The sequence below is a fragment of the Microbulbifer maximicatervae (SeqCode) genome (assembly GCF_052467225.1).
In genome coordinates, this window is the sequence record NZ_CP174303.1 from 694,222 (window position 1) to 715,134 (window position 20,913).

Genomic DNA, 20,913 nt, shown 5'->3' on the forward strand with positions numbered 1-20,913 from the left:
ACAACAGAAGCCGTGATCACTTTCGATAATGTGAACAAGCGTTACGCATCGGGGCAGGATGCCCTGGTGCGAGTCAGCCTGGAAATCCCCCGTGGCGATATGGTGTTTCTCACCGGTCACTCCGGTGCGGGTAAAAGTACTTTACTGAGACTCCTGACCGCGATTGAGCGCCCTACTAAGGGCAGTATTCTTGTCGCCGGACAGAATCTCAACCGCCTGCGCAATGGCCAGATCCCCTACTACCGCCGCAACCTGGGTATTGTCTTCCAGAATCACCAGCTGCTATTCGACCGCAGCGTTTTTGACAATATTGCCCTGCCCTTGTCTGTTGCTGGTTGCAATAAGCGAGAGGTGGGGCGTCGGGTTCGCGCAGCTCTGGATAAGGTCGGCTTGCTGCACAAGGAAAAGCAAAATCCCATTATGTTGTCTGGTGGTGAGCAGCAGCGGGTTGGGATTGCCCGCGCAGTCGTTAACAAGCCCGCGATACTGGTTGCCGATGAGCCCACCGGCAACCTGGACCCAACACTCTCGCAGGAAATCATGCAGTTATTCGCGGACTTTAACGCTGTGGGGGTTACGGTGCTGGTGGCGAGCCACGACTTGGAGCTGATTGCACGGATGCGCCGACGGGTATTGACCCTACAGGCTGGCCAATTGATTTACGACGGAGTGCCGAGCCGTGAAGTACACCCAAGCTAAAGCGCAACGGCAGGCCAACCCTGCCGCAGACAAGCGTGTGCGCAGCACCGGCGCTGTTGTTGCGCAAACAGGGCTGGGCGATCGATGGAATAGCTGGTTGGGGCACCACCGTGAGATGGCTGCCGACTCTGTCAGTCGATTTTTTAGCGCACCCATGGCCAGTGCAATGACGGCGCTGGTGATTGCTATTGCCCTGGCCCTGCCGGCGGCATTGCAATTGGGATTGTTGAATTTCCAGCGCGCGGTGGCCGGTTGGGATGGGCAGCCACAAATTTCTGTTTTTCTACACAAAGATGCGAGACAGGCTGCGGTTAATTCCCTGGCCGACAAATTGCGCAGTGACCCCGCTATCGCGGAGGTAACTTATGTCTCCCCGGAAGATGCACTGGCAGAGTTTGAACAGGCCTCGGGGCTTGGGGATGTATTGGTTGGCCTGGATGCCAACCCCCTGCCGGCAGTGCTGTTGCTGCGGCCAAGGGATGCGAAGGACGGCGATAAACTACAGGCTTTGGTGGAGAATCTGAGAGCCCAGGCACTGACGGATTCAGTGGTCTTGGATCTTGCCTGGGTCCAGCGCCTCGCCCAGATCACCGAACTGGGACAGCGTCTCTCCGCAGGTCTAGCCCTGTTATTGGCGCTGGGAGTGGTATTGGTGGTGATCAATACGATACGACTGCATATCGAAAGTCGTCGGGAGGAGATCCTGGTAGTAAAGCTCGTTGGCGGCACTAATGCGTTTGTGCGACGGCCGTTCCTTTACAGTGGCATTTGTTATGGGCTATTTGGCGGGTTGTTGGCGTGGCTGTTGCTTACAGGTGGTGTGGCTATGTTGTCTGGGCCAGTTGAGAGTCTGTCATCAAGTTATGGCAGCAGCTTCGAACTGAGAGGGCCGGGCGCCAGTTACTTCTTTCAATTAACTTTGGGGGCCTCCTCGCTGGGCCTATTAGGGGCTTGGCTTGCGGTAGCGCGACACACTCGCAAGATAGAACCCCGCTGACCAGCGAGTCTGATCAAGAAGGGTAAAGTGTTCTGGCAAAGGGAACCTGAGGCGTAAAAAGCCCCTCTAATTCCGCGAAATACAACAGAATACGGTAGTTGTTGGCGGGCTTTCTTATCTGCCCGTGCAAGTGCTACACTGAGTCCAGCTTGTCGCCGGATACAGTATCCGCCGGCAGCGGCCGGTAAGATCGGCCGACTAATAATGACAGGAGAGACCTGAATGGGAACCAGCCTACAGCCAGTGCATACGCTGTCTCCGGGCGCCAACCTGGGAGCTTATATCCAGACCGTCAGTGGTTTTGACGTACTGACCGCTGAACAGGAAAAGCACCTGGCAGAAGACCTCTATTACCGCGAAAATCTCGATGCTGCACGCCAGCTGGTCATGTCACACCTGCGCTTTGTAGTGCATATCGCCAAATCTTATTCCGGCTACGGGCTCAATGAAGCCGACCTGATTCAGGAAGGTAATGTCGGTTTGATGAAGGCCGTCAAACGCTTCAATCCCGAAAAGGGAGTGCGCCTGGTATCCTTTGCGGTACATTGGATTAAAGCTGAAATCCACGAATTTATTCTGCGTAACTGGCGTATTGTCAAAATTGCCACCACCAAGGCGCAGCGCAAATTATTCTTCAACCTGCGCGGTCAGAAGAAAAAACTCGCTTGGTTGACCAATGCAGAAGCTAAGGCCGTCGCCAAAGACCTGAATGTGGATGTCACCCAGGTCCATGAAATGGAAGGCCGCCTGGCTGCACACGATGCGGCTTTTGATGCGGGTGTCGATGACGATGACGATACCGCCTGGCAGGCACCGGCTCACTACCTGGAAGACCGCAGTTTTGATCCGGCCGCCCAGCTTGAGCGGGATAACTGGCAGGAAACCAACTTGACCAGCCTCGCCAGTGCCATGGCACAACTGGATGATCGCAGCCGCGATATTATTCAGGCCCGCTGGCTCAGTGAGGAGAAATCCACATTGCATGAGTTGGCTGATAAGTATGGTGTTTCCGCTGAGCGAATTCGCCAGCTGGAAAAAAATGCCATGAAGAAAGTGCGTGCTGCTATGGAAGCCTAAATCGGCGTTCTGGTACACGGGTAGAAAACCGCGCAGTAGCGCGGTTTTTTTTGTCCCGCCTGTTACAGGCATACCTGTCACCACTGGGTAAAACAAAAAGGGAAGGTAATGGCCAAACTCTATCTGCTGCTGTGCGCACTCTTTGGCGCTAGTGGTGTGGCTCTGGGGGCGTTTGGGGCTCACGGCCTGCGCGGTAAAGTGGCAGAGAATCTGCTAGAGGCCTATAAAACCGGAGTCCAGTACCAGATGATTCATGCCCTGGCGCTGTTTGGTGTGGTGCTGCTAATGCAAAACTGGGGAAACCGTTTATCGCTGACCCTGAGCGGTGCTCTTTTTACTTTCGGTATTATCTTCTTCTCCGGCAGTCTCTATGCCCTGGCACTGGGAGGCCCCCGATGGCTAGGTCCAATCACCCCTCTCGGCGGGCTGATGATGATAGCCGGTTGGGTAGTCCTGTTTTTTGCCGCATGTAATTTCTCTAAGTAGCCACCTTTACTGGGCTTACACTCAGATACCGAGCCCGAACAAAACATCAAGATATAATCCGTTTCGCATAAGAGGTCGCGAACAATGCAAGACGAATCTGCGGAAGATTTTCCCTACCGCACAGAATTTAAGAAGAAATCTATCCGCAGCTATGTGATTCGCGCGGGGCGAATGACAGAGGGGCAGCGCAATGCCTTTGACAATTATTGGGGGCAGTATGGGCTCTCCCTATTTGATGGACCTCTGGATCGCCAACAGGTCTTTGGCCGCGAGGCGCCACTGGCGTTAGAGATCGGTTTCGGTATGGGGGATTCCCTGCTGGCCATGGCTGAAGCCGAGCCAGATAAGGATTTTATTGGTATTGAAGTACACCCGCCGGGGGTTGGCCGGTTGATCAATAATGCAGGCAAGGCAGGTATCAAAAACCTGCGTGTTTACATGGCTGATGCGATCGATGTCCTAAACGATTGTATTGCCGATGGGAGCCTGGATCGTTTCCAGCTGTACTTCCCTGACCCCTGGCACAAGAAGAAGCACCACAAGCGCCGGATAGTGCAGCCGGAATTTGTTCGCCTGATTTGCAGCAAGTTAAAAACTGGCGGTCTTATGCATATGGCGACAGATTGGGAGAATTATGCCGAGCATATGCTGGAAGTATTGCAGGGTGAAAACCTGCTAGAAAATACCGCCAGTGAGGGTGATTATGTTGCCCGGCCAGAATGGCGCCCAGAGACCAAGTTTGAGCGTCGAGGGCAGAGACTGGGGCACGGTGTTTGGGATCTGGTATACCGCAGGTTACCTGGTGAAGCGCTGCCGCTAACTACCACTGACGTAGATGCGTCAACTGTTGAAGAGTCCAAAGGCGAATAATTCGCACTGACGATCGATGTTTGCCACCGGTGCTAACATGGCACCAGTGGCATGCAACAGCCCACCTCTATTGTTAGAAAAACTCATTCCAGTTTTTCTTGGCGGCTTCCCATCGGCGCTTGTCTTCTACAACATTCAGGTTGCGGATGGTGTTACTGTCATAGGACATCCAGTCCGACAGTTCAATATTATTTTGGGTGCCCGCAAAATAACGCATGCGAAAGCGGCGAATAAATTGGTTGGGAATAGCCATAAAGGCAACTTCACGTCCCTGGGTGACAGTGGAAACCTCTACGCATTGGTGGTTTCTTTTATCGAGCTCATAGATAAAACCGGTAGTGGCTAAGTCACCCTCATTTGTTCCATGCACAAAATAATACCTTTTTGGGCAATAAGTTTTGTTGTGCCAGGCAAAGCGCGCAACAATATTTGCATTGGTAGTGGTTGAGATGACTTGGTTAGATGCTCCGGTACCCAGGTGCGGATCAAAGCGGCCATTTTGATTCATCCAGGGAAAGAATCCCCCGGCTTGCCACAGCTTCTGTGGTGGGCGGGTATCGCCACGGTATAACAGCGTTGTCACTGTGTGCAGATTAAAACCACTGCGGCTAAATCGGTAATTAAATAGTGAGAAAGGGACGTCCAAATGGGCTTCGATGTTGGATATTGCTCTCCTCTCAGAGCTGAAAGCTTCACTGGCTTGTCGATACCAGCAGTAAGCTCCACCGAGTAAAGCTAAAACGGCATCTTTACGGCGTGTTATTCCATCGCTATCGAGTAGCTTGGTGGGTGTGGAGGGATCAAATCCAGTAAGCCAGGTATATAGGGTTTCCACTAGTACTTTGGCGACACGGGTAATCCTTCCGTAATCATTTGTTTGAATTTGTACTGCCTGGCTCACTAATTGGTCGATCCGGGTTAGTCCATCACTACTGCGCTTGTGATACCACTTACTGTTGCTATTGGAATTATTTTGGAAGTCCTGTGCGTACTCACGGATACTTTTGGGGACATAGCAGGTGGTTTGTATGTTTTGTGGGTGAACCAAGTTCCTAACATAGTTATCGATATTGGGTGCCAGCAAGGGTTAACTCTCCTGTCTTTATTACTGTTTTTCGCCACTAGCCGTCTATGCTTCTAGTGGTGCTGTGATTATCGAATTTTATTTCCAATAAGAACCGGATTCAGGAAGCATCGCGAAAACAAAACCGAATTATTTTTGTTAATAGATATTGATGTTAATAATAATTTGGGGGGTTGATCAAGGAAGGAATCTTGGTGTTTCTAATGAGAAGGCGTGACCCTCTGCTTTCATTTCTCTATAGCCTGCCGTTTATCTTACTCTTTACAGTTTCTGAAGTCCGTGCTGATTTTGTTGGAACTTTAAACCTCTATGTTAATGGGGGTAAGCATTGGTTTGATGGTGACCGCCTACAAGGCACGCCATTTCGCGGTTTTGAAATGCGAGATACCTCAGGTGTCGGTGCCGGTTTTGGCTTTAACATGACAAATCATTGGGCGATGGAAGGGGTTGTCGACTATTTCGTCGTGAGTGTTGCGGATACGCCCGAGAAAGTAGATGTGTATAACTACCGCATAGATCTCCTATATCAATTTGGAGGGCAGTTCTGCGGTAATTTTTGTTGGCAGCCCTATGTCGCGTTTGGCCTGGGTGAAATGCGTATTAATTACGACCGGCGTTACCGTAAAAAACACTGGCATCCAGATGACCCAAAGTATGTCTATGATCCGGATCATCCCTACGACCCATACTATCCCTATCCTTGGGATTGTCGTAAGAAATTCTATGTCCCTGAGGATCGGCCAGACGGCCACCATTATCCCTACCCGCCTTACCATTGTGACTGGCATGACCGGCAAAATATGGTGAATGTGGGAATGGGAATTAAATATCACCTGGGGCCCCGTTGGCAGGCCCGCGCAGATATACGTCTTTTCCAGGGGGTCGAAGAAGGTGGTGTCGATGGTTTTGCCAGCTTGGCGGTCGGCTATCAATGGCTTGAATATCCGGATTTTTGGTATGACGAAGATGCCGATGGTGTTATTGATGCCACTGATCAATGTCCGCAGACCCCAGTGGGAATCGATGTGCAATTAGATGGCTGCCCGCTGGATACAGATTTTGATGGTGTACCCAGCTATATCGATCAATGCCCAAATACACCGATTGGTATTGCAGTGGATGAATACGGTTGTATTCGTTAAGGGCAACTAAAATCGATTTCTTCAGCGGGCGGCAGAAAAGTTCTGAAGCCCGCTGAAGATATTGTTTAAAATGATTTTCTATAAAATTACTCGCTGCGAATTTCTTCGAGCTTCTCAGAAATTTCCAGCCATTCCATTTCCAGTTCTTCCATTAATTCCTGCTGCTCCGACTGCTCTTTATTAAGTCGAGCTATTTCCTCCTGCTGGCCACCGCTATATAGCGCTTCATCGGCAAGTTTTTCCTGTACTGCGACCAATGCCTTTTCTGCCGAAGCCATCTGTCGCTCAATATTCTTGAGTTTGTTGGTCAGGGGTTTCAGTTGTTCGCGTAGAGCGGCGGCGGCGCGCCTTTGGGCCTTCTTATCCTCAGGGGCTTTTTCCTCTGTGCTTGTAACAGTGGAGGCGCTCTCTTCTTTGCGTTTCTTTTCCCGGTTAAAGCCGAGCAGCCACTGTTTGTAGTCATCAAGGTCACCGCTATAGGGTTCGGCGCGGCCATTGGCCACCAGAATAAATTCGTCGGCAGTATTGGCCAGTAGATGACGATCGTGGGAAACCAATATGACGGCACCGGGAAACTCCGCCAGCGCCAGGGTCAGGGCGTGGCGCATTTCCAAATCAAGGTGGTTTGTCGGTTCATCGAGAAGCAACAGGTTAGGTTTTTGCCAGGCCAGTAGTGCCAGGGCTAAACGGGCTTTTTCACCGCCGGAAAAGCCCCCTACCGTTTCGAAAACCCGATCGCCGATAAAACCGTAGCCGCCGAGAAAATCCCGCAGCGATTGCTCCGAGGCATCGGGGCTCAGCCTTTGCAGGTGCAGCAACGGGGAACCGTTGCTATCCAGTGCTTCCAGCTGATGCTGGGCGAAGTAGCCGATGGCCAAGTGTTCGCCACATTGGCGCTCGCCTCTGAGGGGGGCGAGTGTGCCAGCCAGGGTTTTGATTAGAGAGGACTTGCCCGCACCATTGGGGCCGAGCAGGCCGATACGGCGTCCCGGTTGAATGCCCAGCTGAACGTTCTTCACCACTATTTTTTCGGCATAGCCAATATCCGCCTCGCGCAGGTCGATTAACGGATTAGAGGTTTTCTCGGAAGATGGCAAGGTGAAATGAAAAGGGGAATCCACATGGGCCGGGGCAATCAGAGCCATCCGGTCCAGGGCTTTCAGGCGGCTTTGTGCCTGCTTGGCCTTGCTCGCCTTGGCGCGAAAGCGCCGCACAAAGTCTTCCATATGTGCGCGTTCGGCCTGCTGTTTTTCAAACTGTATTTGCTGCTGGGCCAGGCGCTCAGCGCGAGCGCGCTCGAAGGCACTGTAATTGCCGCTGTACAAGACCAGTTTTTGCTGTTCAAAACTGACAATGCCGTCGACCACGGCATCGAGAAAGTCGCGGTCGTGGGAAATAATCAGCAGGGTACCGGGGAAGCGTTGCAGCCACTGTTCCAGCCAAAGGGTGGCATCCAGATCCAAGTGGTTGGTGGGCTCGTCCAACAGCATAAGATCTGCGGGGCACATCAGGGCGCGGCCCAAATTGAGGCGAATACGCCAGCCACCTGAGAAGCTGCGAACGGGGCGCTGTTGCTCTTCGTGGGAAAAGCCGAGCCCGTCGAGGAGTTGCGCGGCGCGCGCCGGGCCACTGTAGCCATCAATACTGGCCATGCGCTCGTGCAGTTCTGCCAGTTTGTGACCGTCGGTATCGCCGCTCGCTTCGGCCTCTGCCAGTTGCTTTTGCAATAGCCGCAACTCGCTATCGCCGTCTAAAACGTAATCCAGTGCTGACTGCTCACTAGCTTCTACCTCTTGAGCCATATGGGAGATACGCCAGGTGCTGGGGAGGTCTACCCGCCCTGCATCGGTTTCCAGTTGTCCAAGCAGCAGTTTGAACAGAGTTGACTTGCCACAGCCGTTGGCACCGATAATTCCGACTTTGTGGCCGGGGAAGATTCTGCAATCTGCGCTGTCAAGCAAGTCGCGCTCACCTCGGTGCAGAGAAACCCCTTGTAAATTGATCACTGGAAAAACCTCATATGAATAGGCCGATGAATGCTAGGCTATTGAACAGACCCGGACTCCACAGAGACTGGGGCACTATGCCGATCAGCAAAGGGTCGGGATTTTAACGTGACAAATACTTCACCTCCATCTTCCCCCAAGGAAAACCCCCTCTGGCAGTTCAGCTTGGACTTTTATGCCTATCAGGATGTTGAGAAGTTCCTACTCGACTGCCAAGACAGAAATGGCGCTGACGTGTGTCTTCTGCTGTGGGCGAGCTATACAGCCGTTTGTGGCAAGGAAATCAGTGAAGAGGGATGGAGAGTCGCAGATCGAGGCGTTGCGCCGCGCAGGCGAATGATTCGCAGTGTGCGGCACCTGCGTCGTTGGTTGGGGAGTTTGCGTCCCCATACCCAGCGGGCCTACGCACTGTGTAAACGCTATGAATTGAAGCTGGAGCAGTTGCAGTTGGCTGCGCTGTGGAAAATTTATGCTGAGGACTGGCCGGGGGATCGTTCTGCACTGGAGCTAGCATCCCAGCAATATGGTTTGCAGCAAAAAGATCAGGCCCGCTGGGCGGGCCTGATCGAAAGCTACTTGGCTCACAGGGGGGCAGCGGGTTAAGCCACTGTTACACCCCTCTGGGCACTGTACTTTTCTGGGGTCGCCGGTAATACAGTCGTGAAAAGTACAGAGCTCAATTAAGCAGCAGCATATTTGGCTGCGAGGAGTTCCGAGACTACTCGCCGCTGGGTTGCTCCGAAGAAAACAGGCTGTTTGCCGGAGTACTAGGAGTAATCGTTGCTGCTGGGCGCGGAGTATCCATCGGTTTCTGCTGCTCAGCTGGAGCCATGGTTTTTGAATCGTCTTTGGGCTTCTCTACGGTTTCTGGCTTGCTGGCAGCCTTCACCTTCGGAGTTTCTGCGCTTGGCTTGGCTTCCGTAGAGGGTTTGCTCGCCGTTGGTTTTTTGGCAGCAGTAGTTTTAGCTGGAGCTTTCTTCGCTGGAGTTTTTTTCTCGGCAGTAGAAGCTTTCTTCGCTGGCGCTTTTTTCGCAGCAGTGGAGGCTTTCTTTGCGGGAGTTTTCTTTACAGCTTTAGTGGCAGCGGCGGTTTTTGCCGGCGCTTTCTTGGCACTAGTTTTCTTTTCTGTGGCTTTTTTTGCCACTGTCTTTTTCGCCGTTTTGGTGGTGCTGGTAGTGCTTGCTTTAGTGCGGCTCTTTGCTGCGGTTGCTTTAGGAGCGGCTACTTTTTTTGAGGTGGTAGCTTTACGGTTTTTTGGCTTGGATTTGTTCAGCAGTTTTTCTGCTTTTACACCGGCCTTACGTACAGCTTCGGCAGCTTTCAGCTCGGCTTTTGCCTGGGACTCAGTACCCTTTGCTTCGGCGTGTGATGCCTTTGCTTGCTGGAGTACTTCGTTATGCTTTTCTACATTGGCCTTGGCGGCTTCTACACGCTTTTGAGTGGCAGCTGTCTTTCGTGTCTTGGCTGCAGTTCTAGCGTCTACTAGTTTAGTTTTCGCTTTAGCTAATTTTTCTTTTGCGGAAGTCAGTGCTTTTCCGGCCTTTAAAACACTTTTGCCGGCATCGGTAACTTTCTTGTTGCGGGCTTTGTCCAGCTTGACGGTTAGCTTGGAAATTTGTGCTTCCAGTTCTGCGACTGAATTGACAGCTCTTTGTTTGGCAGCCATGAGTAAATGTCCTGACGTTTATTATCAATTGGAACATCCGGACAGTGTACGGATCAGATCTATATGTAATAGACATATTTAAATCGGGGATCTGAACACTGTAAATTGTTCTGAAACTGAAAAGCACCTCAAACAGTCCGGAACAATAACCGGCGACTGGTCGATAATAGCGCTGTTTTTAAAAAAAATGTATGCCGTAAGCAGCGAAAATAGTGCTGTAAATGTATTTTTTTCTCGCTGGTCCCTGGAACCTTAAGGTGGAATGTGGTGTCCTGCACAGTGTGCGCGTCATCGGTATGCACTTGCAGTCGCCTTAGGTTAGACTTGAGCGGACTGGCGGAAAAGGTGCGCCTGGAGGCTAAGGGCCGAATCAGGATTACTTGATAAGCCGCCGCAGGCATTGACCCTGGGTCAAGCGCGAATCATTCAACGCAATACGGACAAAGAGACAACACCCATGAATAAATACCCTTTGGCTGCAGCAATTGCCCTTGGCCTGGCGCTGACCGGCTGTAACGAACAGGGATCTAAGCAGGAAAAAGAAGTTGCCCTGGACACCCAGGAGAAGAAGGTCAGCTACATCATTGCCGAAGATATGGCGAAGCGCCTTGAAGCTCAGGATGTGAAATTAGATCCCCAAGTGGTGATGATGGCTCTTAAGGATGTCTCCAGCGGTCATGAATCCCGTTTGACTGAAGAAGAAAAGCAGCAAACTATCGCTGCCTTCCAAGAGCAAATGCAGAAGAAGCAGCAGGAAATGCTGGCTCAGCAAGAGAAAGAATTCAAAGAAACTGCTGATAAAAACCTGCAGGAAGGAAAAGCCTTCCTCGAAGAGAATGCCAAGAAAGATGGTGTTGTTACCACTGATTCTGGCCTGCAGTACAAAGTGATTACTGAGGGTTCCGGCGGCCAGCCCAGTGAGAACAGCACTGTTGAAGTGGACTACAAGGGTACCCTGATTAATGGTGAAGAGTTTGATAGCTCTTACGCCCGTGGTGAGCCGGTCCAGTTCCCGGTTAATGGTGTCATCAAAGGTTGGACCGAAGCGTTGCAACTGATGAAAGAGGGCTCCAAGTGGGAGCTTTACATCCCCTCCGAGTTGGCATATGGCCCGGGTGGTGCAGGCGGTAAGATCGGCCCTAACGCAACGCTGATTTTTGAAGTGGAGCTGCACAAAGCCAATGTTGGCAAGGAAGATGGCGCCGAGAAAAAAGAAGAGAAAAAAGAAGAGCCCAAAAGCGAGTAAATAAATTTACTACTTTGGATTCAATAAAGGCGCCCAATGGGCGCCTTTATTTTTTACCCTGAAAAATCAACAGCAAAAATATTCGATTAAAGGCGCCGGCTTCCCATCGCCTTTACAGTGATGAATTCAGTTTTTAGACCAGCTGGTTTTTATGGGCCGTGTGCAAAAGTGCGATCATTCGATCTTCGGAACTAAAGCGGGTTTCCAGTGCTTCCCCCAGCTGTGACAAATCTGGGTTCAGGCTGGATAGATCGTCAGTTTCCTGGTACTTATCATTGAAATCGACAGCGACATCAGTGGTCACATCAATATCCCGATAGAGTTCCCGCGCTTGTTGCAGCCCCTGTTTATCATCAAAAGCCTGGCCTTCCAGTATGAGCTGTTCGTATACCTCAAAGTGTCCCGCAGAGACGTAGTCCACTAGCAACTGGCAAAGATGACGAACACCGTTCTCGGTCTCCGAATCCCCATCGTTAAATTCTTTCTTCTCAGATAGATGGTAGTAACTTACCAGCAGGATTTGTCGGGACTGTAGCCAGCGGTCAATGATTTCACTGACGCCACCCCAGCGCTCGCGCGCAGATTTACAATTTTCCAGCATCTCCAAGAATCCTTTGGTTACTGTTGCCGTGATAGCCAGCTTTATTGCTGATCCCGAAGGCCCTAAGAAGATAGGAGATTCCCCCGCCGACGGCAAGGTGCAGAGTGTGATCTACGCCAGAATACAACGATGCCTGCGGCGATCTTTGGTGGAGCAAATCTAGGGTGTTTTATCCTCTGATAATGAGCGGCAAAATCAGCGCGGTGAGCGCACCGCAGGTACCCATGGCCAATGCTGCACAGGCGCCGCACAGGGCGCTGATTTCTAATGCTCGTGCGGTCCCCACCGCGTGGGCATTGATGCCGAGTACGATACCGACAATGCGCTCATCGTGAATATTGAGCCTACTCATTAGAGCTGGGCCAGCGATAGCACCGACCACCCCGGTCAAGACCACAATAGCTGCAGTGAGGCTGAGAGAAGCGTGGATTGTTTCCGCTAGGGCCAATGCGATGGGTGTGGTAATAGATTTGCCGCTCAACGCCAGTAGTACTGACTTGCCCGCGCCAAATACCAAGGCGATTAATACCGCTATAACCGGGGCCAAAATCGCACCCACAAAAATAGTGACAAGTAGCGGCCAGCCGGCTTTGCGGATAATCACTAGATTTTGTTTGAGAGGGACAGCCAGGGCAACAACTGCTGGCCCTAGCAAGCTGTACAGTAATGCACTGGAGCCCTGGTAACTCTCATAGGGGATATGGAGAGCACTCAATGTTATTGCGGTCAAAATGCTAGCGCTGATGATAGGGTGCAGCAGAACAGTCTTGTAGCGCCGGTAAAGGGTAACGCCGACAAGAAAAGCTATGATATTCAAGGGCAATACAAAGATTGGGCTCGCCAGAAATTCATTCACTCTCTATTACCCCCAGAGCGAATCAGCAATTTCTTTAATAGCTGTGCGCAAATAGCGATACTGATCAGTGTGCCAATCACAATAGCGGCGATTAAGGCTAGCCAGTCGGATAGAGTCAGGCCCTGGAAAAAAAATACCCCGACAGCCGCCGGTAGCAATAACAGCGGCAATAGATAAAGCAGTTGTGAGCTGACTTTGGCAAGGCCTGCGGGAGCCCCACCATTGAACACGAGAATCACCAGTAGCATCAGCATCCCTATGACAGATCCCGGAATGGGTAGTGACAGGCTTGAGCTGGTGAAATTGCCCAGCCAGGTACAGGCAACCAGAATGGCAGCTCCCCCCAGCCAGCGGAGTATGTTGTGCAGCGTGGATTTTGACATGTAGGAGATGGCGGCCGGTAAAGCCGCCGGAGATTGTTAAGCTCTGCGGAATGCTTGCCAGCCACCGAACAGGATCAGACCGGCAAAACCGATAGCGGCCCAACCGGGGATACTCAGGCCCATCATGGTCCATTGTACTTCAGCACAATTGCCATCGCCGCTCAGCAGTGCCTTGAGCACATCGGCCATCGGGAAAACTTCAATCATATAGCTGACGCTTGGACCACAGGCCGGCACTTGGTCTTCCGGCAGGCTTTGCAGCCACAGTTGGCGACCGGCAAAGTAGAGACCGCCCATTGCCCACAGGGATACCAGCAGGCCGTAGACACGACGGCCAATGGTGGCAGGGTTGTGCAGGAATGCGATCAACGAAACTACACCAACACCCAATAGCATTACCCGCTGGGTAATACACAATTTGCAAGGCTCCAGCCCCTGCACGTACTCGAGATAAAAGGCGGAGCTGAGTAAAAAGGCCACCATTAGGAAGACCAGAAGAAAAGTGATGCGCGGGTTGGGTAAGGTCATGGTAATTCGGGTCCTGAATAGTGCTGTCGAAAGCGGTTCGCTTCGAGATTCAAGTCGGTTAATAGTTTATTGAAATTGCTTTCCAGTTTGTTCCGCCCGGCGATAAGTTCAGGCAGTAGCTCCTGCAGTGCTACCGGGCGGCGCAACCGCTGTCCAACCCGCTCCAGGGTCAGCTCGATTACCCGCTCCTCGCGGTAACTTTGCAGCAGTTTAATTTGCTCGGCGCGTTCAATAAATGCCATTGCGCGTGGCGGAATATACCGGCTGTCAAAATGAAAGTCTCTCCAACAGCGCCGGCAAAACTCATCCAGCGCTTCAGGGTGCCACTGCTGCCAGTTTTCTGCCAACAGGTGATCAAACCATATATCCAGTGCGATACCGGCATAGCGACGCCAGCGCGGGTCCAGTTGTGACAGGGCATCCCGGTAGGCCGGGTGAGCATCGGTGATGGCATCGATGCGACGGTGCAGGCGAATACCATGCTCAATATCCGTTGGCCAACTGTCATCCAGGGGACCTTTAACAAAGTCCCCCAGGAGCCCGCCCAGTCGCCAGCGCGGATTGGGCCCGGACAGTAACAGGTGTGCCAGATAGTTCATAAGCCTCGCTCAGGCTGCGGCACTGTATCAGCCGCTAGTCCTGGCAGCAGTTGTATTGGGCATAGTAACGGCTCAGGAATGTTTCAAAAGTACCGCTATCCTGCGCTTCAATTTCTTTTTGCTTGAGCAGTGAGGTTTCTGCCTGTTGTAAGAAGTCTTGCAGATAGTCGCTGTCCAGAGGGCGCTCCAGGAAGTAGCGGCGGTGCTGTTCGGCTTTATCCATAGCCCACTGGGAAAAGGTAATGTTTTGTTCGCGCATCTCTGCCAGTATCTGCTGTGCCGGTGTGAGGATATCCCCTTTCACCTTGGCCTTCTGCACGCCCACTGAGCCGCGGTATTGTGAGCCGCCCCAGGCGTTATCCAGCAGTTCTGCCACTGAGTCGACCTCTTCCAATAATTGGGTGGCCCAGTCGCCCAGTTTACGCTCGCCACCGTTATCCAGCAGTGTTAGTTCCGGTTCGTGACCCCGGTAGACGATACGCTGTTGGTTCTCCTGGGTACTGCGGTAATCGGCATCACTGGTTTTGGGGCTGTCAGTGAGCAGGCAGTGCAGCAGGAAGCTATCGAGAAAGCGCATCTGCTGGGCGTCAATTCCCAGGGGGGCGAAGGGGTTCAGGTCGAGACAGCGCACCTCAACATATTCAACACCGCGATTATCCAGGGCAGACAGCGCTGTTTCGCCGCGTTTGGCGGGGTTTTTGGGACGGATCGGTGAGTAAAACTCATTCTCGATTTGTAGTATGCCTGTGGACAATTGCTGGTAGTCGCCGCCTTCATTTTTAACCCCCATTTCCTGGTAAGGGCCGTAGGAACTGCTGATCGCTGAACAGAGCGTCGATAAATAGCTGCGCAGGTCGTTGTAGCAAACCACCAGTGACTGCTGCACGTTGCTGTTGTAGCCCAGGTCGCCCATACGCAAGGACGTAGCGTGGGGCACGTGCAGAGTGTGGTCATCCCCATTGAAGGGCTCAAGACTGTGCTCGCGGCCATCGACAAAAGAAGCGCATACCGCAGGTGCGGCGCCAAACAGGTAAATCAGCAACCAGTAATTGCGGCGGAAATTACGAATTAGATCGAAGTAGCGACGGGTTTTAAAACTTTTTAAATCCTCACTACTGCCTTCGATTTCATGCAGCCACAGCCAGAACTCTTCAGGAAGCGAAAAGTTGTAGTGGATACCAGCAATGGTCTGCATGGCTCGGCCGTAGCGCAGCCCCAGGCCCAGCCGGTAAATAGTTTTCATTGTGCCGCTGTGAGAGCTGCCGTAGCGGGCAACCGGAATATCTTTATCTTCGCCAATCGCACAGGGCATGCTGTTAACCCACAGGCGCTCGTCACCGATCTGGTTGTAGGTGTAGCGGTGGATACGGTCCAAGACCTGTAACGCTTCCTCTGGGGTCGCTACTGGTGGCGTTATAAATTCCAGTAGGGCCTCGGAGAAGTCGGTAGTAATACTTTCATGGGTAAGTGCGGAGCCCAGTGCTGTGGTATGCGGCGTTTGCGCAAGGGCACCATCGGGAGCGACACGCAGGCTCTCTTTCTCGACACCGCGGAGGATGCCTTTGAGTAGTTGGGCTGGTTTGGCTTGCGATAGCGCGGCCAGGTGGGAAATGGGCACTCGAATCTCCTTGGTACTACCGGAACGCTTCTTTATCGCTGCCATCTCGGGCGACTCTCTGTGCCGGTGCTGAATGTTCTGGCGCTCAGGCGGCGGATTCAGATTTGTTTTCGTCAGGCTGTGCGGGCGTTTCAGCGGGCGCTTGTTCCGGGGCAACCTCAGGCGCTTCTTCCGGTGCGACTTCAGGCGCAGGCTGGGGTTCTATCTCCGGGTTGGCCTGCTCTGGCAGTTCCTCAGGTGTTGAGGGGGTGATTTCAGGGTCACCCTGACTTACATCACTGGATACCGGTGCTAGAGCTTCCTCGGGGATCTGGGGGTGCCCCTTAATGCTGAGTTCGCACAGTAGCAATTCAATGCGTAGGCTCACATTGCGAGTATTGGCCTCGAACATCTGGTTGATAGCGACATCTTTATGCTCGCTGCGAAACAGTTTGTTCGGCTCGCGGCCATCGGTCCATTCGCCGCTTTTACTCAGGAACTGCTGGTGCTGATTGGTCAGCACGTACACATGACTCATTATGTTGGGCAACTTTGATGCTGTGACAGAAAGGCAGTTTAGCGACGGGGGCTTTATGGCTCAAGAACTCCGTTAGAGCGAAAGCGGTAAATGCCTGCTCTAACGGGTTAAGTGAGGAAATCTGTGATCTTTACAGGGTTTCCAGGGGATAGTTGTCCGGGTAGGGCAGGCGCGCACAGCCACTGTCTACGGCTGCTCGAGCTACGGCCGAAGCCACCTCAGGCAGTAAACGCGGGTCGGTTGGCTTGGGCAGGATATAGTTGGGCCCGAAGCTGAGCTCGATACCGCCATAACCTTCGCGCACTGAATCCGGTACCGGCAGGTGGGCAATTTTGCGGATCGCCTCGATCGCTGCCAGTTTCATCTCTTCATTGATTCGCGCAGCGCGGACATCCAGGGCACCCCGGAAAATAAACGGGAAGCAGAGGACGTTGTTAACCTGGTTCGGGTAGTCGGAGCGGCCTGTGGCCATAATCAGGTCGTCGCGCACACTGTGAGCCAGCTCGGGTTTAATCTCCGGGTTGGGGTTAGAGCAGGCGAAGACCACCGGTTTTGGGGCCATGCGCTGTAGCTGCTCGGCGGAGAGCAGGTCCGGGCCGGACACACCAAGGAATACATCCGCACCGGCGATGGCATCGTCGAGGGTGCGCATATCGGTATCCCGTGCCCACTCACCTTTGTAGGCGTTGATATCTGTTCGACCCGAGTGGATAACCCCACGGCTGTCGAGCATGGTGATCTGCTCTTTGCGCGCTCCGGCAGCCAGCAGCAGTTTGCAGCAGGCGGTCGCAGCGGCACCTGCGCCCAGGCAGACCATATGCACTTCACTAATTTTCTTACCCTGAATCTCCAGAGCATTGAGCATACCGGCAACGGTCACAATGGCGGTGCCGTGCTGATCGTCGTGGAAAACCGGTACCGGGCAGCGCTCGATTAGGGTCTCTTCAATATGGAAGCACTCTGGCGCCTTAATATCTTCGAGGTTGATACCGCCGAAGGTGTTGGCGATTGAGGCCACGGTCTGAATAAACTGCTCCGGGCTGCTGGCATCAACTTCGATATCTACTGAGTTGATATCGGCAAAGCGTTTAAACAGCAGTGACTTGCCTTCCATCACGGGTTTTGAGGCCAGCGGGCCCAGATTGCCGAGACCGAGAATGGCACTGCCATTGGAAATAACTGCTACCAGATTACCTTTGCCGGTGTATCGATAGGCTGCTTCTGGGTCCTTGGCAATTTCTCGCACCGGTTCGGCGACGCCGGGGCTGTAAGCCAGGGACAGGTCTTCCTGGGTTTCGGCAGGGGTCGTCAGTTCTACTGAAAGTTTGCCGGGACTGGGGAGCGCGTGGTAATCGAGCGCTGCCTGGCGCAATGAATCCGTCATTTGGGGGCTTTTCTCTCGAATACTGTGGACAACACTTAAGTGTTATCCCGGTTACTGCGGGGGCCAGAGAATAACCGAGGGAAGCTTGGCGCTACAAGCGTGAAAATCTGCAATATATGGTACGGACTTCTATTTTTATCGTGTCTATCGACGATTTTCGGGATAAATAGCCGCAATATTTTGATTTATAAGGATAAAATGGTCGCCAATAGCGGTAAGGTTAAGCGATTCAAGTCGATTTTGATTTTGTACACAGACGCTTACGGCTGCTGGATATGATGGGGAATGAATAGATACAAAAAAGGCACCATCACAGTGTGAGGTGCCTTTTGGGAATGGACCCTGCCGCAAGCGGCGGGCCCACTCGAGCGAAGAGCCCGGATTATTTGCCGATACGGCTGCCGAAACGCTTCTTGAAACGGTCAACACGACCACCAGTGGTAGCCTGCTTCTGCTTGCCAGTGTAGAAAGGGTGGCACTGGGAGCAAACGTCGATTTGCAGGTCTTTGCCCAGAGTGGAACGGGTTTTTACAACATTGCCGCAGGAACAGGTAGCGGAGATGTCGGTGTAGTTAGGATGGATATCTGCTTTCATGATTGCCTCTTTTCGAAACCGCCACTCGATCTTTTGCCGAGCACGGCATCGCCATTGGTGCAGGAACCAGTATGGTTCCAGGCTGTTTAAAAAGTCGGCGCATACTATCAGATTAATGTCGCGGTTCAAGCACAATTGGGTGGCGAAATAACTGAGGATGGCCACTTGTTAGCATTGCACAACAGCTTTGATAACAATTGACCTCACTAATTTCTCTGTGACGCCTAAGTCGCCAATTCGGTCATAACACCATTATCCCCGACGAAGCCCTGCAACTTGCCACATCTGCCATTACACTAGCGCCTTTTGCTTGAGTGAGTGGGGGCCAGGTGCAGGAGTCAGTCCAACAGAGAGTCATTTTAAGGCTGGCAGTGCCCGTGCCCCTGAGGCGCTTGTTTGACTATTTGCCGCCAGAGGGACTGTCGCCGGAGTCACTGCGGCCCGGCCAGCGCCTCTGGGTGCCCTTTGCCGGGCGCAAGTTAGTGGCAGTACTATTGGATATAGTGCAGGAGTCGCCGCACAGCAGTTTGAAGCCAGCGCTGGAACTGGTGGATTCGGAGGTTCTGTTTGGTGATGGCAGCCGCAAGCTGCTGTCCTGGATTGCCGACTATTACCAGGCGCCCCTCGGCGAGGTCTACGCCGCAGCGTTGCCTGTGGCGCTGCGCAAAGGTAAGCCGGCAGATCACTGGGCGGAGCAGTGGCTCCAGCTCACTACCGAGGGAAAGGGCTTGCCGGAAACTGCACTGGCACGCGCGCCCAAGCAGCAGGCTCTGTTCCAGTTGCTGTTGAGTGATGGCAAGCTGAGCCGAACCCACCTTAAGACCCTCGGCCACAATACCCCCGTGATTCGAGCCCTACAGGATCGCGGCCTGGTGGAATGGATTCCAGGCCCTACCGTACCTGCGCCGCTACCCGCAGCAGAGAGTACACCGGCTCCGGAGCTGAACAGCGAACAGCAACAGGTGCTCGACAGTATCGATTGCAGCGGCTTCTCTGCCTCACTACTGGAGGGCACCACCGGCAGCGGCAAGACCGAAGTTTATCTGCGCCTGATGCAGCGGGTCCTGGATAGTGGCCGCCAGGCACTGCTACTGGTTCCGGAAATTGGACTTACACCGCAAACGCTGAGGCGTATTGCTGCACGATTTCCCAAGCACAGTATCGCAGCGCTGCACTCTGGCTTGGCCGACGGCGAGCGCGCTCAATCCTGGTTGGCGGCAGCGGGTGGGCAGGCAGATATCGTGATCGGCACCCGCTCAGCCATTATGACCCCCCTGCCCAGGCTCGGCGTTGTGATTGTCGATGAAGAACACGATGCCTCTTTCAAGCAGCAGGACGGTGTGCGCTATTCGGCCCGGGACTTGGCCGTGGTTTTGGGGCGCAATAATAATGTACCGGTGGTTTTGGGTTCGGCCACGCCCTCTCTGGAAACCTTGCACAACGCTCTGAATGGGCGCTATCAACACCTGCGTATGCGCTATCGCGCCGGTGATGCCAAGCCGCCGCAAATTCACGTAGTGCCGACACTGCGGGAGCCGTTGGAAGAGGGATTTTCTCCCCAGGTGCTGCGCCATATCGGTGATACCCTCGCGCGAGGTGAGCAGGCTCTGGTGTTTATCAATCGGCGCGGCTTTGCCCCCGCGCTGACTTGTGATGATTGCGGCTGGCTGGCGGATTGCCCGCACTGCTCGAGCAAACTGACTATGCACCGGCGGCAACGCCAGTTGCGCTGCCACCACTGCGATTACCGCCGCCCGCTGGTTGATAGCTGCCCGCAATGTCACAGCCGGTCGATCTCGGCCCTGGGTGCCGGCACGGAACGCAGCGAGGAACTGTTGGCCCGTCGCTTTGCCGACTACCCGGTGATACGTGTGGACCGGGATACCACGGCGAGCAAACAGGCGCTGGATAAATTGTTAGCACCGGCGCGAGAGGGGGAGCCCTGCCTGTTGCTGGGAACCCAAATGCTGGCCAAGGGGCACCATTTGCCCAAGGTCACTTTGGTAGTGATCCAGGATGCCGATGGCGGCCTGTTCAGTGCAGATTTCCGCGCGCCAGAGCGTACCGGCCAGTTACTGGAACAGGTGGCGGGCCGTGCGGGGCGCGGCAGTCTCAGTGGGCGGGTATTGGTTCAGAGCCGCTTTCCCGAGCACCCGCTTTTACAATTGCTGCTGGAAAAAGGCTATGGCGCTTTTGCGCGCCAGTTGCTGAGGGATCGCTCGGTTGCACAGTTGCCTCCCGCGAGTGCTATGGCACTGGTGAGGGCGGAGTGTGAAGAGCCTGGCTGGGCCGAAGAGTTTCTACAAAATGCGCGACTCTTTATGCAGTCCCTGGCACCCCCGTCACCGCAGATCCAATATCTGGGGCCGGTGCCGGCACTACTGGAACGCAAATCCGGGCGCTTCCGGTTTTATATTCAGGTCACCGCACAAAACCGAGCCCACTTACAGCCGCTGCTGGCGCGAGTGTGTGCCTGGGCGGAGGGCAATAAAAATCGCCGCCTGCGCTGGGCTGTGGATATGGATGCGCAGGAATTATCGTGAATATGCGCTGGGTTAC

21 protein-coding genes are annotated in these 20,913 nt (G+C 53.4%); 9 read left to right on the forward strand and 12 right to left on the reverse strand.

All coding sequences use genetic code 11. From position 1 onward, the window contains the following. Positions 1–12: 12 nt before the first annotated feature. The 5 genes from ftsE to trmB all read left to right on the forward strand — a co-directional run bounded on the left by ftsE (position 13) and on the right by trmB (position 4,129). Positions 13–699, forward strand: a complete 687-nt coding sequence (gene ftsE, locus ACJJIZ_RS02975) for a cell division ATP-binding protein FtsE (RefSeq protein ID WP_282930649.1) — start codon at positions 13–15, stop codon at positions 697–699. Further along, positions 680–1,696 carry a permease-like cell division protein FtsX gene (ftsX, locus tag ACJJIZ_RS02980; RefSeq protein WP_444915170.1) on the forward strand — a complete coding sequence of 339 codons (1,017 nt, stop codon included), beginning with the start codon at positions 680–682 and terminating at the stop codon, positions 1,694–1,696. The genes ftsE and ftsX overlap by 20 nt, the downstream gene beginning before the upstream one ends. A gap of 222 nt (positions 1,697–1,918) precedes the next feature. After that, positions 1,919–2,773: an RNA polymerase sigma factor RpoH gene (rpoH, locus tag ACJJIZ_RS02985; protein ID WP_282930650.1), complete on the forward strand. Its 855-nt coding sequence runs from the start codon at positions 1,919–1,921 to the stop codon at positions 2,771–2,773. A 108-nt stretch (positions 2,774–2,881) separates the two neighbouring features. Next, positions 2,882–3,259: a DUF423 domain-containing protein gene (locus ACJJIZ_RS02990; protein ID WP_444915171.1), complete on the forward strand. Its 378-nt coding sequence runs from the start codon at positions 2,882–2,884 to the stop codon at positions 3,257–3,259. An 84-nt stretch (positions 3,260–3,343) separates the two neighbouring features. Then, positions 3,344–4,129, forward strand: a complete 786-nt coding sequence (trmB, locus tag ACJJIZ_RS02995) for a tRNA (guanosine(46)-N7)-methyltransferase TrmB (RefSeq protein ID WP_444915172.1) — start codon at positions 3,344–3,346, stop codon at positions 4,127–4,129. Positions 4,130–4,202: 73 nt separating this feature from the next. On the opposite strand, the gene ACJJIZ_RS03000 is transcribed toward trmB, so the two are convergent. Next, positions 4,203–5,213, reverse strand: coding sequence for a hypothetical protein (locus tag ACJJIZ_RS03000; RefSeq protein WP_413663809.1), 1,011 nt, complete (start codon positions 5,211–5,213; stop codon positions 4,203–4,205). Between the two features lie 203 nt (positions 5,214–5,416). Here ACJJIZ_RS03000 and ACJJIZ_RS03005 point away from each other — a divergent pair, with 203 nt between their 5' ends. Then, positions 5,417–6,355, forward strand: coding sequence for an outer membrane beta-barrel protein (locus tag ACJJIZ_RS03005; RefSeq protein ID WP_282930654.1), 939 nt, complete (start codon positions 5,417–5,419; stop codon positions 6,353–6,355). An 86-nt stretch (positions 6,356–6,441) separates the two neighbouring features. Here the strand turns inward: ACJJIZ_RS03005 and ACJJIZ_RS03010 are convergent, their stop codons facing one another. Beyond that, positions 6,442–8,361 (reverse strand): ABC-F family ATP-binding cassette domain-containing protein, encoded by a 1,920-nt coding sequence (locus ACJJIZ_RS03010; RefSeq protein WP_444906861.1) that lies wholly within the window; start codon positions 8,359–8,361, stop codon positions 6,442–6,444. A gap of 108 nt (positions 8,362–8,469) precedes the next feature. On the opposite strand from ACJJIZ_RS03010, the gene ACJJIZ_RS03015 reads away from it, so the two are divergent. Continuing rightward, positions 8,470–8,964, forward strand: a complete 495-nt coding sequence (locus ACJJIZ_RS03015) for a TIGR02444 family protein (RefSeq protein WP_413663807.1) — start codon at positions 8,470–8,472, stop codon at positions 8,962–8,964. A 115-nt stretch (positions 8,965–9,079) separates the two neighbouring features. Here the strand turns inward: ACJJIZ_RS03015 and ACJJIZ_RS03020 are convergent, their stop codons facing one another. Then, positions 9,080–10,027: a histidine kinase gene (locus ACJJIZ_RS03020; RefSeq protein ID WP_444915173.1), complete on the reverse strand. Its 948-nt coding sequence runs from the start codon at positions 10,025–10,027 to the stop codon at positions 9,080–9,082. 457 nt (positions 10,028–10,484) lie between these two features. Here ACJJIZ_RS03020 and bamJ point away from each other — a divergent pair, with 457 nt between their 5' ends. Continuing rightward, positions 10,485–11,273, forward strand: a complete 789-nt coding sequence (gene bamJ, locus ACJJIZ_RS03025; protein ID WP_444906864.1) for an FKBP-type peptidyl-prolyl cis-trans isomerase — start codon at positions 10,485–10,487, stop codon at positions 11,271–11,273. A 133-nt stretch (positions 11,274–11,406) separates the two neighbouring features. Here the strand turns inward: bamJ and rsd are convergent, their stop codons facing one another. From rsd to rpmE, 9 genes are all read right to left on the reverse strand, one after another. Further along, positions 11,407–11,874, reverse strand: a complete 468-nt coding sequence (gene rsd, locus ACJJIZ_RS03030; RefSeq protein ID WP_413663804.1) for a sigma D regulator — start codon at positions 11,872–11,874, stop codon at positions 11,407–11,409. 169 nt (positions 11,875–12,043) lie between these two features. Continuing rightward, a complete protein-coding gene (locus ACJJIZ_RS03035; RefSeq protein ID WP_444915174.1) occupies positions 12,044–12,730 on the reverse strand; it encodes an LrgB family protein in 687 nt (228 codons plus the stop codon). Further along, complete coding sequence (locus ACJJIZ_RS03040) at positions 12,727–13,113, reverse strand: CidA/LrgA family protein (RefSeq protein WP_413663802.1); 387 nt, start codon at positions 13,111–13,113, stop codon at positions 12,727–12,729. Before ACJJIZ_RS03040 ends, ACJJIZ_RS03035 begins: the two co-directional genes overlap by 4 nt. 36 nt (positions 13,114–13,149) lie before the next feature. Beyond that, positions 13,150–13,641, reverse strand: coding sequence for a disulfide bond formation protein B (locus ACJJIZ_RS03045; RefSeq protein ID WP_444915175.1), 492 nt, complete (start codon positions 13,639–13,641; stop codon positions 13,150–13,152). Beyond that, positions 13,638–14,240 (reverse strand): acyl carrier protein phosphodiesterase, encoded by a 603-nt coding sequence (locus ACJJIZ_RS03050; RefSeq protein ID WP_444892361.1) that lies wholly within the window; start codon positions 14,238–14,240, stop codon positions 13,638–13,640. The genes ACJJIZ_RS03045 and ACJJIZ_RS03050 overlap by 4 nt, the downstream gene beginning before the upstream one ends. A gap of 34 nt (positions 14,241–14,274) precedes the next feature. Continuing rightward, positions 14,275–15,903 carry a glutamate--cysteine ligase gene (gshA, locus tag ACJJIZ_RS03055; protein ID WP_444915176.1) on the reverse strand — a complete coding sequence of 543 codons (1,629 nt, stop codon included), beginning with the start codon at positions 15,901–15,903 and terminating at the stop codon, positions 14,275–14,277. Between the two features lie 40 nt (positions 15,904–15,943). Beyond that, the gene (locus tag ACJJIZ_RS03060) at positions 15,944–16,375 is read right to left on the reverse strand and encodes a hypothetical protein (RefSeq protein ID WP_444906868.1); all 432 of its coding nucleotides are present in this window, start codon (positions 16,373–16,375) and stop codon (positions 15,944–15,946) included. 130 nt (positions 16,376–16,505) lie between these two features. Beyond that, on the reverse strand, positions 16,506–17,759 hold the full coding sequence (locus ACJJIZ_RS03065) for a malic enzyme-like NAD(P)-binding protein (protein ID WP_108734997.1): 1,254 nt from the start codon (positions 17,757–17,759) through the stop codon (positions 16,506–16,508). Positions 17,760–18,141: 382 nt separating this feature from the next. Beyond that, complete coding sequence (gene rpmE, locus ACJJIZ_RS03070; RefSeq protein WP_108734996.1) at positions 18,142–18,354, reverse strand: 50S ribosomal protein L31; 213 nt, start codon at positions 18,352–18,354, stop codon at positions 18,142–18,144. A 329-nt stretch (positions 18,355–18,683) separates the two neighbouring features. Here rpmE and ACJJIZ_RS03075 point away from each other — a divergent pair, with 329 nt between their 5' ends. Next, positions 18,684–20,897, forward strand: a complete 2,214-nt coding sequence (locus ACJJIZ_RS03075) for a primosomal protein N' (RefSeq protein ID WP_444915177.1) — start codon at positions 18,684–18,686, stop codon at positions 20,895–20,897. Positions 20,898–20,913 lie beyond the last annotated feature (16 nt).